Raw genomic sequence first — 13,352 nt, 5'->3', positions numbered from 1 at the left:
CAACAAATGTAAGAAAGCCGACCCTTTATTACGCTTCTATATCAATTCGATACGTCTCAAACCAATGATGAATTTGCGCCAGATGAGCGATTAATTGCGGGCCCTTCATAAGCTGGCCATACCAAGGGACTTGAAAGGAAGCTCCTTCCGTTTCAATGAGCTGCTTTAATTGATTCGGATCTAGAAATTCGTGAAGAACAGAATCTTTTTGCGCAAGGCAATCTGTTAACATCTCTTTCACAGCCTGGGTATAAGCTGGATGATGTGTTTTCGGATAAGGACTCTTCTTGCGATAAAGCACTTCATTCGGTAAAATTCCCTCTAATGCTTTCCTTAAAACCCCTTTTTCACGATTTCCATGCATTTTCATTTCCCAAGGAATATTCCACACATATTCGACAAGACGATGGTCCGCAAATGGCACACGTACCTCAAGACTCGCCCCCATACTCATTCGGTCTTTTCGATCTAGCAGCGTTGTCATAAACCAAACCATATTTAAGTAAAAAAGTTCTCTCCGGGCTTTATCTACTCCAGTTTCTCCATCTAAAAGAGGCGTTTCCGCCACGGTTTCTTCATATTTGCTTTGTGCATATTCTTTTAGTGACAGCTTCTTTTGCCACGAGTCTTGTAAGAGCTGCGTTCTAGCTTCCGTCGATCTCATCCAAGGAAAACCATTCGTTTCATTTGCGGTATGGAACCAAGGATAACCTCCAAAAATTTCATCCGCACATTCACCTGACAAACCCACAACAAAGTCCTTTTTAATTTCTCGACAGAACCAAAGCAAGGAAGAATCAATATCTGCCATACCCGGTAAGTCTCGGACCTCAACCGCTTCCTTTAAATAAGCAGCCAGCTCCTGTTGTCCAATGATGCAGCTGTGATGATTCGTTTGAAACGCCTTGGTCATGCGGTCAATCCATGGACCGTCCGCATTCGGCTGGAATTGACTTGCTTCAAAGAATTGATCATTCCCTTCGTAGTCAACAGAATACGTATGAAGCGGTGCTTTCCCTATTTTCTCAAAGTGCTTAGCGGCAATGGCAGTAATGGCACTCGAATCGACGCCACCCGATAAAAATGTACATACAGGCACATCAGAGACGAGCTGCCTTGTGACGGCATCTGTAAAGAGATCCTTGACGTGCTGTGCGGTGTCATCAAGTGAGTCCGTATGCGCCTTGCTTTCGACATTCCAGTATCTCCACACACGCAGTCCGCCTTTTGAAAAGGTCAAGGCATGAGCAGGTCTTAGCTCTTTTACCCCTTTAAACACTCCTTGCCCTGGTGTTCTAGACGGTCCTAAGCCAAAGATCTCCGATAATCCCTCATGATCGACTTTTGCTTTCATATCAGGGTGAGCAAGAAGCGCTTTGATTTCTGAACCAAATAAAAAGGAATGATGACGTTCTGTATAGAAAAATGGCTTGACGCCGAGCCGGTCTCTCCCTGCAAATAATAATTCACGCTCACTATCCCAAATCACAAATGCAAAAATACCATTAAAATGGGTCACACACTCTTCCTTCCATTCTGTGTAGGCGTGAAGAAGTACCTCTGTATCAGAATGCCCAAGAAAGCGGTGGCCTCTTTTTAACAATTCTTTTCTTATATCCTCTGTGTTATAGAGCTCTCCATTGTATACAACGGTATAAGCATGGTTTTGATGTGTATATGTCATCGGCTGCTTTCCGCCTTCTACATCTACAACCGCTAACCTTTTATGTCCAAATAGAACGTGCTCACTTTTCCACGTATTTGTATCGTCTGGCCCTCTTTTAGATAATGTATCTGTCATTTGATTGATTACATGATCCTGTTGGATGAGCTGCTTTTTAAAGTCTGCCCAGCCTGTTATTCCACACATCATCATCAGCTCCCATCCGTTTTTCCTCAAGTGTTCTCATTCAGCCTTTCTTAGTTTATGCATCGTCTCCTTGATAGTTGATTTGTCCTTTTTTTCTCTGGCGTATAGGACAAGCATGATTTGGTAAGAAAAGAAAGAGGAAAGGAGCTTTTGCAAATGGAAAAACGAATGAAGCAGCTTGAACGTTGCAGCCGAAGATGGTGTAGCGGGTATTTACTCATTGAAAACGGGCATTGTCTGATTGAAGATGAAGAAGGAGAAATCATGCTACCAGAAAGTCTTCAAAGCACGATGATCTGTTTGAAGGATAATGACAGGTGGACAAAAGGGGAACTGCTCGGCTCCATGATCCTTCATGAAAGTGGACAGCTGTTAGAAGTACGAGGCGGTGAAGTGATTCAATATACAGCATCACTTGCCAAAGGATGGCTTGACCTCCTGATGTTCGTTCCTGAAAACGTCTTTTATGAAATCATTGCACAGGTAGAGCAGCTTGGCTTTTCTGTCTACGATTGTGTTTTCTCTTCCTTTCATTCTTTTCAACGAGTTTCTTTCTTTCAGTTTTCGACAGATACACAATCACTTGCCCTTCAATGTCACCACGACTCCGCCGCAGGTCAAATTCGTTTTGAATGGACCACTTCTGACGGTCACCGGTCAGTTTCGCAATTTGAAGGCATATAAAAAGGACACTGCTTCGTATAAGCAATGTCCTTTTTATGTTAAAAGATATGAAAACCAATCGGCAGACGTAAACCGAGAAGAATGGTCACAATCGCGAGTACGATAAAACCAATCAATACACCAGTCACCGATTTTCCTTTTTTCTTGCGTACAAGAACCATTTCCATGAAGCCGATCACAAGGATACCGAAAATCATTTTACCGATATACTCGCCACCGAAACCTGGAATCTTCATTCCTGTGCGAACATACAGCTCTACGCCTGTGGCGATAATGATCAAGTACAATAGTCTGACAATCATGTGCACAATTTTAGCACCTTTGTCGTTTTTACCTGCTAGAGCAAAGGCCACGAAGAATAAAATAATTCCTAGCACCCATGCTGTAATATGTAAATGCGTTCCCATCTGTTATTTCCCCCTTTATCAGAACAATTACCTTCTCATCGTACCACGAAATAAGTCGAACACAAAGCGACAATCCTGTGTCATCTCACTCTTTATTTGACGCGATTTGATAGCGTCCCAATCGGTTCAATGGTGATGTCGATTCGATCCCCTGAAACTAAAAATTTAGGCGGTTCAAAGCCTTTGCCAACCCCAGAAGGTGTTCCCGTTGCAATGATGTCACCCGCTTCTAGTGTCATCCCTTTTGAAAGAGTGGAGACAATATCCTCGATGGCGAAGATCATCAATTCCGTACTGGCAGACTGACGAACCTCTCCATTTATCTTTGTTTCCACATGGAGCGCGCCATGATCCTCGATCATTGACTTATGCACAATATAAGGTCCTATCGGGCAGGTTGTATCTAAGCTTTTACCTATGAAAAATTGTTTGTGTTTTTTCTGTAAATCTCTTGCCGTTACGTCATTTAAAATGGTGTAACCAAATAGATAATCGCGGACCTCTTCAGGTGCAATATTCTTCCCTGATTTGCCCATCACGATCGCAAGCTCCCCTTCATAATCCAGTTCACTCGTCACATCTTCATGAAGGTGGATATCCGCTTCATGTCCAACGACTGAAGTAGGTGCCTTTGTAAAGATCATCACATCTTTAGGAATATCCGCTGCACTTCCCATCTCCATGACATGATCTTGATAATTCTTTCCAACACACATGATGTTTTTAGCTGGCTTTGGAATCGGCGCATGGAGTTTCACGTCCGACAGCGGATATACATAAGAACCGCGATCCTCTTCTTTTTTCTCAGCCCAGTCAAGGAGCTGTTTGACATGCTCAACAAACTTGTCCCCCATATGAATACATTCAGCTAAAGAGTTTGGCAGTGTCTCAAGCTCAAATAATTTGACTTCTGCCTTTTTGACGTCCATGACCCATTCATCATCAATGACCACCCCAATAAACATCCTGCTATGTATCTCACCTGTAAAAAACTTCATGTCTTCCCCTCACAATCTTCATTTCGCTAAGTGATGATGTCTCATTTTATTTCTCTATGAAATAAAAAAAACCCTTTTTTATCATACTCTCTTTTAAAAAGGGTTTCAAAAAAGATGATCTGATGTTTAGCGGTAGCGGCGATACTCCCACATGTTCCCTTGGTCCCATTTGCGATCAACATTTCCTCTATTTTGGGAATGATGCTTTTTCTTTCCACCTCTTTGACTAGAGTGACTGCGTCTATGATGATGAGAACGTTTCGATCGATGGCTGCGATGTGACTTACGGCAGCTTTTCTTATGATGGGATCTGTGTTTGCTGCGATGTGACTTGCGGCAGCTCTTCTTATGATGGGATCTGTGTTTGCTGCGATGTGACTTGCGGCAGCTCTTCTTATGATGGGATCTGTGTTTACTGCGACATGACTTGCGGCAGCTTTTCTTATGATGGGATCTGTGTTTACTGCGATGTGACTTTTTCGGTTCGCTCTTTTTGCTTCTGTAAGATTTTTTGCTTTTACATGATTTTTTACTCTTCATGCTTTTCTTTGAACGATAGCTTTTCTTTGAGCGATAGCTTCTGTAGCTTTTTTTACTGCGACATGATTTACGGCGTCCACCACCGCCAAAGAACCAATGACCGCGATTTGAATGACGAGAACGAGCTGACTTATGCGATCGTCTCGATTCTGGCTCACGATCTAAGTGATGATCACGTCCTTCACTTCGAAGTGAATCCACTGCATGTTCAATATGTGAATGATCAAATGTGCTCACGAACGATTCCCCTTCCAGTCTATACTTTGACAAAACAAACAGATCAAGCTGTTTATCTTCTCTGCTTTATATTACGAGACTGGGTAGACAAGTGTTCTTGGCGGATGCCCCTTTCTTTTAAAACTCCATGAATACCTAACAAACGGGTACAGGACATTCCTTCATTTTCATATCGTAAAGAAGAGCATAGGAGGATGATGAACGCATGACTACAGAACCTTTAAAGCAAATGGATATTTGGATTCATCCAAAGGACCTGATTGAATTAAGAAAAGACATATGGAACGACGAACCTGTTGAAGCCATTTTGAAAACCGGCCAGATCAAATCACATATTTACGCTTCATACCGCGGGTCTCACATTAGAAAGCTGAAAAAAAAGTCCTATCAAATTGAATATCGTAAGCCAAAGCAAAGACAAGGCGAATCCATCTTTCATTTAAATGCGGAGTACAATGACCCTTCGTTTATCCGAAACAGGCTGTCCTTTTATTTCTTCGAGCAGATAGGTGTGCTAAGCCCGGCTGCGTCTCATGTGTTTCTCACTATAAACGGAAGAAAAGAAGGCATTTATTTAAAAATAGAATCCGTCGATGAGCACTTTTTTCAGAAAAGGCAGCTTTCAGGAGGCGGCATTTATTATGCAGTCGATGACGACGCCAACTTCTCCCTTTTAAGTTCGTTTGATAAAAAGCCAAAAAAACACCTTCTCCTCGGGTACGAGAAAAAAACGGGGACTTCTGAACATGACCAGCAGCTGAGCGAATTTATTTATTTTCTCAACACAGCGAAAGATGACATATTTGCAGAAAAGATTGAGCAATACCTAGATGTGACCCAGTATTTCCGCTGGCTCATTGGTGTCGTGTGCACACAAAACTTTGACGGCTTTGTCCATAACTACGCTCTTTATGTGAATGAACAAGGCAGATTCCAAGTACTTCCTTGGGATTATGATGCGACATGGGGCCGTGACATTCATGGAGAAGAAATGGCTTTTGATTATATTCCAGTAAGCGGCTTTAATACTTTAACTGCTAGATTACTAGATATCCCTTCGTTTAAGAGAGCCTATTACACGCTTTTTCAGCATGTACTCGATACACATTTTTTAGAAGACCGGCTTTGTCCAATCATTGAGAAATGGCATGCTTCTATTGAGAACCGAATTGGAGATGATCCTTATACGAGAGACCGAAAAGACATCCTACAATCAGAACGAGAGGTCATCCGGCAGTATATCAACAAAAGACGACGTTATTTACAGAATGAAATAAGAAAAGAGAGAGATGGCACGTAAGGACGCTTTCGAATTTTGTCACTTTATTACTCATATTGACGAAACAACTTTTTTTATAGAAAAATAGGGTATACTAACCATATCCTTCTATTTGATAAAAAATGTGAGAGTTGGCGTCCGTTATGATCAATTATGAAATTGAACAAAAAAGATTACATTTAATTGAGACCGCAAAAAAATTCGGGATGAATGCCGAAGAAACCATCAGGTGCAGTCAAGAGCTTGACACACTCTTAAATAAAGGCATCAAATACACCTCGAATGAATGCTCTAAACAAGGGTAAACCATACACCTCATTCCTCTCATCAAAAGCTTTCAAAAAGACAATCACACATTAAAAGACCCATCATAAGCTATGGTGAAACGCCCAAAAACAAAGTGCCTTATTTTTATAAAGGATGTGCACCGCTATGCCGGCTATTGTTGGAGCCTTTAAAGTAAATGCCGTCGGAACGAGCGGAGTCGTTCATGTTGGAGACTGCATCACCATTTCTCCAAATAGTCAGGTTAAAACGTTTGCTGGCGCAGGCAGTTTTAACACTGGTGATCAATTGCGCATTAGCAACTATAAAAGTGTGACAAATACGTACGACAGTGATGTCATTGATCAACCGCTTGTTGGTAACTTGTAAGGAGTGAGAATCCGTTGAACTTCTATATTAATCAAGCGATACAAATTAATTATTTGCGTGTAGAGTCTGTCAGTAACTCCTCTGTGCTGCAAATTGGGAGCGCTGGTTCAATTAAAGCTCTTTCTAATCTGTATAACACGGGCAGCTACGTAGAAGCAGCACCTGCCGCAGCAGGCACACAAGGAATTGAAGAATCCCAAGGCGCAAGCACAGCACCTTTTGTACCGCTTCAGTCACCAACAACTTAAGTTCATCTGCAATCCCCGGAGGTGTATGTCAATGTATGACTATCAAAGCAACGCTTCACAAGTATATGGCATCATTCAAAAACAAACACAACAAATCATGATGCTTGAAAAAAGGCTTAACGAACTTCAGCAGGAAATGCAAATGATCAAGGATAAACCGACAACGACGATTGAACGGATTGATTATCAATTTGATCAACTGAAAATCGAGCGGCTGGAAGGTACGCTGAATATCGGCCTCAATCCATCTGATCCAAACAGTGTTCAAAACTTTGAAGTGGGCCAAACAACAACCCCGGGCATTGGAATGATGCAGCAAGAAACGGCTGATCAATTTTTCAATCAAACACGCCAGCTTGTCGACGCATTCTTAAATGAAGAAGCGCCAGAACTTCTTGAAGAGCTAGAACAGCGATATGAAGGGTCCCTGGATGAAAGCAACAAACACCACATCATTGAGGACATCCGAAAACAAATTGACAGCAGAATCAAATACTATGCAGGACAGCTCCCGCACCGGGAAGATATGACTCCGCTGCAGCGTTCAGAGCAAATTGCTGAATATGTGAAGCATGATGTTAAACGAGCGATTGAGCACTTCTTAGCCCATATTCCAAATGAAACGAAAGGAGAGGAAAACGGATGAATTTCACAGTCGTCAACCGCAACATCGAGACCGGAAGCATTAAAGTAGTTGGGGTTTCGTCCTCTTCCCTATTTATCATCGGGGACACAGATCATGTACAATTATCCTCCATTTTTGATACACCGCCAGAATCTTTGATCATTGGCCCGTTTGTTCCTCTGGCACCTCGATAATGATTAAGCGCACATCTCAAGTGAAGTTCTCGAAGGTGAATTCTGTCGGGATTTCGAGTGTCGTTCAAATTGGTGATACACAGGAGCTATGCCCGAAGGTCAAGGTGTTAGCTGTTCAACGGACGCTTAGTTTGTTTTATGGCTATGAAGCAGAAAACTTAAATGCGAAAGAATTTGAAGTATATTTTGAGCCGATTCCATTGATGCTGCCGGAACGATCTGTCAGAACAGCTTTTTATCACGAGAAGCCTGTGATTAAAGTTTCTTCAATACATGTAGAAGGGGTGTCTTCCTCTTCTGTGTTTCAAATTGGCTCTACATGTGGAATGAATGGCGTTGCAAGAGTGAAGCATATTCGAGAGTTATTTAGCAACGACGAAAGTCCGCCAAACTCACAAGTGGACCTACCTACGCATATGATGGTGATATGACTTCGAATAAAGGATGTCGATTATGCCAGCAATTGTCGGACCCATTTACATTAACTCTATTTCTGGAGGCGTCGTAAACGTCGGTGATTCATTCTATCTGTCGCCTAAGAGTTCATCAAAATCTGCTTTAGGCTCTGGAGCGGGGAATACCGGAGATTTCTTGATATTAAATAATGGCATTAGCGCCACCAACTATGTGGATCCTGACTTAAATGATCAGAATATGGTAGGCAATGCATAAAGCAGCTCCTCTAAAGGCATTTCATTGAGAGGAGCGCTTTTTATGCTTATTTTTTTCTGCGTTGTCTCGATTTTTTTGTTTTAACCAGCTTGCTTGCCGGCTGTTTTCGAATCCATTTGATGTACGATGCAAGCTTTTCATCCTGCCTTAGTGCATCAAGTGTATTCAAGCGTGCGGCAAGCTCCTGGTTTGTAAAGAGAGCATGCACTTGTTTATGGCAGGGGATACACAGGAAGGCAGTCGGTAAAAATGCCCCACCTTCTTCTCTTGGTGTTAAGTGGTGTTCTGTAAGCAGGACATGTTGTCTTCCGCACAGCTCACATAATCCAATGGTTTGCTTTGCCACCCTGTTATCACCTCAACATTTACATTAATTCCATTGAGACCGTTGTCCCTTTCCCGCTTGGATCTGCTGGATGGACAATCAGTTTCTTCGGTAGTCTCATTTTCAATTCTTCCACGTGGCTAATAACACCAACTGCTAAATTGTGAGACTGTAGCTTCTCTAATGCGGTAATGACCGTATCAAGCAAGTCTTGATCGAGCGTACCGAATCCTTCATCAAGGAAAAAGAATTGCAGCGGGAATTCACCTCTCAGCTGAATTTGTGCAGAAAGAGCAAGCGCCAGCGCCAGCGATGTCAAGAAAGTTTCCCCGCCGGACAAGCTGGACACAGGACGCCTGACACCTCCATTTGCATCATCACGCATAACAAAGCCGCCTTCTGAGTCGACCTCAATCGCATATCTTTGTCTCGTCAACATACCTAAGCGGGCGGATGCATCACGACTGACACTTTCCAGCTGTTCTTCTGCTAAAAATTCAACAAACGTATTCCCTTTAAAAACAGTTTGCAGTTTATCAAGGCGATCAATTTCTTCCTGCAGTGCTTCCAATCGTTCGTGAATACTTGCAAAGCGCTGATGATTCTCTTCAATCACACGCAGGTGTTCATGTGCGGACCCACTCATTGCTGTCGCTTCTTCCAATGCTTTTTCAGCTGCAGCTTTTCTGTGCTGAATGTCCGTCCACTGCTTTTCATCCAGTGACTCTTCTTTCAGTAATTCAGAAATTCGCTTTAAGTTTGCGGCACATTCCTTTCTTTTATCCTCAAACTCCTCAATTTCCTGTTTGACCGATTGACGTACTGGCTGTTCCATTGAAACAGACTCAATTTCCTGCGGCATATGAAAAGGAGAAGATGCTGCTTCTTTTTCCCATGCTGCGTCTGCTTCTTGTTTTCGCCTGTTCGCCTCTTGAAGCTGACGCTCACTGCTTGAAAAATGACTTTGCGCTTCACTAAACAACTGCTGCGCGTACTGCAATTGCTTGTACGATTGCTGCTCTTTCTCATTAAGAAGAGAAAGGGTGTGTTCAACCTCTATAAGTTCATCAGAAATAGAGGCAGCTTTTAATGGATATCGGCCTAAATCTGTTTCATATTGTTGGATAAGCTGCTGCTGACTTTCTAACTGATGCGCTAGTTTATCAAGTTCTTTCTCGACATTGTATATCACTGTCTGCAGCTGCTCTTTTGCTAGCTGTTTTTCTTCCAAAAACGTAATGCTTTTCTCAATACGTTCTTTATAGCCTTCCGCTTGTTGGTCCTTTTCATCGATTTGCTTTTGCATTTCTTGTACTTGATTCAATGTAAGATGCGGGAAGGTCTGTTCAAATTGAGTCGTTTGCTCTGAAAGCTCAGCATCAAACTCTTTGATCAGCACCTCTAATTCTTCGATGCGCTGCTGTTCAAAAGTCATTTGCTCTTTTATCTTGCTCATCTCTGCTACTTGATCATGCGTTTCATCCATTAAACGAGCTCGTTTATGTTCAACTTCTTGAGTATCCTGTTTTATGCCTTTCCATTCTTGCACCAGACCCTGCAAAGACTGCGAATTTTGTACCGTTTCTACTGCTGCAGCGACTTCCGCTCCAGGGGCTTTCTGAGATAAGAAAGCGAATTGCTTCACTAATTGATTGGCATGCGTTTCGAGAAGCTGCTTTGCGGCATACATGTCTCTCCCATAATCCTCTGCCTGCTTGAGCTCTTTGTCCATCCGTTGAATGACTTCATCGACTTGTGCCACGGTTTCTTCATGGTCATTGGATTGCAAAGCCTTTGGATCATGATGAATCGACCCACAAACCGGACATGGCTCACCATCTACTAGCTCTGCCGCTAATTCTTTTCTTAATTCTGCCGCCCTTACCGCATCACGCTGCTTTAATTTTTCGAGTTTCTGTTGTTGTTCTTTTTGACTCCATTCTGTCAGAGCTCGTTCGAGTTCACATACATAAAAATAGAGGTGTTCAATTGCTTGAAACGATTGGCCTATTTTTTCATAATGGTCGTTTTGCTGCTTTTGAAGCTTTTCATATGCTTCTGAAGTCTGTGAGGCTCGCTTGTTGAGCTCCTCCAGCTTTTGCTTTTCCTTTTGAATACTAAGGTTTATTCTTTCAACATTTTCACTTAAACGTAAAGCATCCTGTACACTTTTGCGTTCTTTCACTGAAACTTGTAACTGCTCCAGCTCATTTTTCAGCTGTGTTTGTTTCGTTAGTGCACGCTCTAATAGAGATTGGAGATTCTCCGCTTCTTTCTTCTTTTGGAGGAGCTGCTGCGCTTTTTCATTTTTTTGGCGCTCTATGCTCGTCTTTTCCTGAAAAGCTGCCTCTTTTTTACGTTCAATTTCTTTTAGCTGAATCAGCTGTTCTTTCTTTTGGAGAAGGTCTGGCTCTGTCTCTATTTTCTTTTGCCGGGCTTGCTCATACTCCCGCGCCATTTGATCATAGATCGTTCGTTGATGCAGCAGCTGCTTTTCTGCTTCCTCTTTCTCTTTCGATGCTTGAGAAAGCTGTTTTTCAGCCTTTGTCAATGCATCCGCATAGGGCTTTAGCGTCTCTGCCTGCTCTGCGATATGGAGCTTCGTCTTTTTCTCTTCTATTGATGGTGCCAGTAAATTCAGCTTGTTTTGTTCAGTCTCGTAAGCTTCTTGTTCCTTTTGATACTGCCAGATCGCTTGCGCCTTTGTAAAAGCAGTGAACGCTTCGTCCCGCGCTTGTTTTTTCTCATGAAAAATAGCCTTTGCCTGCTCAGCTGCTTCCTTTGCTTTTGCCAGCGCCTCTGGACCAGCTTCTCCTAAACCATTCAGTTCAGCTAGCAGTTCATTTTTTTGCCCATAATGCTTTTGAGCCTTTGCACGCAATTGCTTGACGAGTTGATCTCCATATTTCTCCAAGTTAAATAACCGCTGAAGCATTTGACGTCTGTCTGCCCCTTTGAGGGAGAGAAATTCTGCAAACTTCCCTTGAGGTAAGACAACCGCACGGGTAAAGTCATCAATGGTTAATCCGAGTAGTTCTTCTACTTTACGATTCACCTCACTCGCTTTATCTGCGAGAACTGTCTGCGTATCACCGATTTCAATTAGGCGGCATAATGTCGTTCTGACTTTCATTTCATCCGCTCGTTTGAAAGCACGTTCAACTTTATAAGAAATGTGGTGTTCCTTTTGCAAAGCAAATGTAAAGGAAACCGACAGCTTTTCTTCCGCTTGGTTCAAAATACCATGTGTATTATTTAACGCACGCTCCACTTTGCCATAGAGTGCCAGTGTCATGGCGTCTAATATGGACGACTTTCCACTTCCTGTCGGTCCAAATATGCCAAACACACCCGCATCACATAATGAGCTAAAGTCAATTATTTGTTCTTCTCTGAAGCTATGAAGTCCTTTAATGGTCAGCGTAATCGGCTTCAAGTCGCTTCCTCCTCTTGCATATCATTGGCTAGCTCTAAAAACAGTTTGACTGTTTTTTCATCAGGCAGACCGCCACATGTCTGGCGCTCATAAAACTTCACGAACCTCTCTTCGATTGAGAGTTTTTCCACTTGCTTTTGCTCTTCTATTTGCTGTAGTTCTTTGAACTTTGGACGAATGTGAACAAACCCACTATGCTGCTTTCGGAGCTGATGAATCTCTTCAATAGAGAGCTGATCTGTTAAATGAATCTCTAGATCAATCCATGCCTGAAGATCCCGTTTTTCATCCAGCCACTCGTACACTTGACTCAGTCCCTCAGTCGCCTTCCATTTCATAAGTGGTTTTCCGCTTGATAGAAACACTTCTTTCCAGCTCGCTTTTTCATTCGGTTTTGCCTCTACAATTGTGACTGATTTGGCGTAACCTGATTCAGAAAAGCTATAAGCAAGAGGTGATCCAGAATAACGAGCAATCGTTTTGGCACGTTTGATCGTTTGCGGCCTGTGCAAATGACCAAGTGCAACATAGCAAGCGGATTCTGGCAGGCTTTCAGCCGCAACAGTATATGCGCCGCCTACTTCAATCGGTCTTTCTGAATCTGTTTGACTCCCCCCTGCCACATAAATGTGGCTTGTTGCCATATTGACCGTATCCGGTTGAAATTGATTACTTAAATGTTGAAACGCTTGTTGAATCTTTAAATTGTAATGATCACGAAGCAATTTCTCTTCAAATGTTTCAGCTAGCACCTCATTTAGTCTCGCCTCAGACGGATAAGCGAGTGCTGCAATGGATAAACGTTCATCCGCAGAAGGAACATCGACACGGATGATGTCATTTGTCGGATATCCAATTAAATGAATCCCTTGATCATTTGTTAAAGGTGATGCGGCTGATAAACGATCCGGATTATCGTGGTTGCCTGAAATGACCACTACCTGGCGTTTTCCTTTATCAGATAAGGCAGATAGACTTTCATAAAAAAGCTGCTCTGCTCTAGCAGGCGGATTCACAGTATCAAAGGCATCACCGGCCATCACAATGACATCAATGTGTTCGTCTTTCACGATTTGATACAGTTCATCTAAAAACTGTGCTTGCTCATCAAGCCGGCTTCGACCTTCAAGGGTTTTCCCTAAATGCCAATCCGCTGTATGCAGAATCCTCATGTGATTCACCT

The 13,352-nt window shown here is 42.6% G+C and carries 15 protein-coding genes; 9 read left to right on the top strand and 6 right to left on the bottom strand.

Features of this window, described 5'->3' with window-relative positions:
* Positions 1 to 28: 28 nt before the first annotated feature.
* Positions 29 to 1,870: an asparagine synthase (glutamine-hydrolyzing) gene (asnB, locus tag MHH54_RS05385; RefSeq protein WP_034620009.1), complete on the bottom strand. Its 1,842-nt coding sequence runs from the start codon at positions 1,868 to 1,870 to the stop codon at positions 29 to 31.
* A 156-nt stretch (positions 1,871 to 2,026) separates the two neighbouring features.
* Between asnB and MHH54_RS05380 the strand changes: the two genes are divergently transcribed.
* Positions 2,027 to 2,554, top strand: a complete 528-nt coding sequence (locus MHH54_RS05380; protein ID WP_034620010.1) for a DUF2777 family protein — start codon at positions 2,027 to 2,029, stop codon at positions 2,552 to 2,554.
* Between the two features lie 38 nt (positions 2,555 to 2,592).
* Here the strand turns inward: MHH54_RS05380 and MHH54_RS05375 are convergent, their stop codons facing one another.
* Positions 2,593 to 2,961 (bottom strand): YisL family protein, encoded by a 369-nt coding sequence (locus MHH54_RS05375; RefSeq protein WP_003212021.1) that lies wholly within the window; start codon positions 2,959 to 2,961, stop codon positions 2,593 to 2,595.
* A 92-nt stretch (positions 2,962 to 3,053) separates the two neighbouring features.
* Positions 3,054 to 3,959 (bottom strand): fumarylacetoacetate hydrolase family protein, encoded by a 906-nt coding sequence (locus MHH54_RS05370; RefSeq protein ID WP_003211777.1) that lies wholly within the window; start codon positions 3,957 to 3,959, stop codon positions 3,054 to 3,056.
* A 982-nt stretch (positions 3,960 to 4,941) separates the two neighbouring features.
* On the opposite strand from MHH54_RS05370, the gene MHH54_RS05365 reads away from it, so the two are divergent.
* The 8 genes from MHH54_RS05365 to MHH54_RS05330 all read left to right on the top strand — a co-directional run bounded on the left by MHH54_RS05365 (position 4,942) and on the right by MHH54_RS05330 (position 8,408).
* Positions 4,942 to 6,036, top strand: a complete 1,095-nt coding sequence (locus tag MHH54_RS05365) for a CotH kinase family protein (protein WP_003211155.1) — start codon at positions 4,942 to 4,944, stop codon at positions 6,034 to 6,036.
* Positions 6,037 to 6,158: 122 nt separating this feature from the next.
* Entirely contained in the window at positions 6,159 to 6,320 is a 162-nt protein-coding gene (locus MHH54_RS05360) for an aspartyl-phosphate phosphatase Spo0E family protein (protein ID WP_003211466.1), read from the top strand.
* Positions 6,321 to 6,447: 127 nt separating this feature from the next.
* Complete coding sequence (locus tag MHH54_RS05355; RefSeq protein ID WP_003211745.1) at positions 6,448 to 6,669, top strand: spore germination protein; 222 nt, start codon at positions 6,448 to 6,450, stop codon at positions 6,667 to 6,669.
* A gap of 14 nt (positions 6,670 to 6,683) precedes the next feature.
* Positions 6,684 to 6,917, top strand: a complete 234-nt coding sequence (locus MHH54_RS05350) for a spore germination protein GerPB (RefSeq protein WP_003210877.1) — start codon at positions 6,684 to 6,686, stop codon at positions 6,915 to 6,917.
* 31 nt (positions 6,918 to 6,948) lie between these two features.
* A complete protein-coding gene (locus MHH54_RS05345; RefSeq protein WP_003211179.1) occupies positions 6,949 to 7,563 on the top strand; it encodes a spore germination protein GerPC in 615 nt (204 codons plus the stop codon).
* The gene (locus tag MHH54_RS05340) at positions 7,560 to 7,736 is read left to right on the top strand and encodes a germination protein GerPD (protein WP_003210893.1); all 177 of its coding nucleotides are present in this window, start codon (positions 7,560 to 7,562) and stop codon (positions 7,734 to 7,736) included. The genes MHH54_RS05345 and MHH54_RS05340 overlap by 4 nt, the downstream gene beginning before the upstream one ends.
* Complete coding sequence (locus MHH54_RS05335) at positions 7,736 to 8,167, top strand: spore germination protein GerPE (RefSeq protein ID WP_003212401.1); 432 nt, start codon at positions 7,736 to 7,738, stop codon at positions 8,165 to 8,167. Before MHH54_RS05340 ends, MHH54_RS05335 begins: the two co-directional genes overlap by 1 nt.
* 22 nt (positions 8,168 to 8,189) lie before the next feature.
* Positions 8,190 to 8,408 (top strand): spore germination protein, encoded by a 219-nt coding sequence (locus tag MHH54_RS05330; RefSeq protein ID WP_003211468.1) that lies wholly within the window; start codon positions 8,190 to 8,192, stop codon positions 8,406 to 8,408.
* Positions 8,409 to 8,454: 46 nt separating this feature from the next.
* Here the strand turns inward: MHH54_RS05330 and MHH54_RS05325 are convergent, their stop codons facing one another.
* The 3 genes from MHH54_RS05325 to sbcD are packed head-to-tail and all read right to left on the bottom strand — an operon-like array spanning position 8,455 to position 13,341.
* Positions 8,455 to 8,754 (bottom strand): hypothetical protein, encoded by a 300-nt coding sequence (locus tag MHH54_RS05325; protein ID WP_003212100.1) that lies wholly within the window; start codon positions 8,752 to 8,754, stop codon positions 8,455 to 8,457.
* Between the two features lie 19 nt (positions 8,755 to 8,773).
* On the bottom strand, positions 8,774 to 12,169 hold the full coding sequence (locus MHH54_RS05320) for an SMC family ATPase (protein WP_342500773.1): 3,396 nt from the start codon (positions 12,167 to 12,169) through the stop codon (positions 8,774 to 8,776).
* Positions 12,166 to 13,341, bottom strand: coding sequence for an exonuclease subunit SbcD (gene sbcD / locus MHH54_RS05315; protein WP_342500772.1), 1,176 nt, complete (start codon positions 13,339 to 13,341; stop codon positions 12,166 to 12,168). Before sbcD ends, MHH54_RS05320 begins: the two co-directional genes overlap by 4 nt.
* Positions 13,342 to 13,352 lie beyond the last annotated feature (11 nt).

It is taken from the genome of Bacillus sp. FSL K6-4563 (assembly GCF_038630405.1).
Lineage (GTDB): Bacteria > Bacillota > Bacilli > Bacillales > Bacillaceae > Bacillus > Bacillus pumilus.
This window is presented reverse-complemented; position numbering and strand designations above follow the sequence as displayed.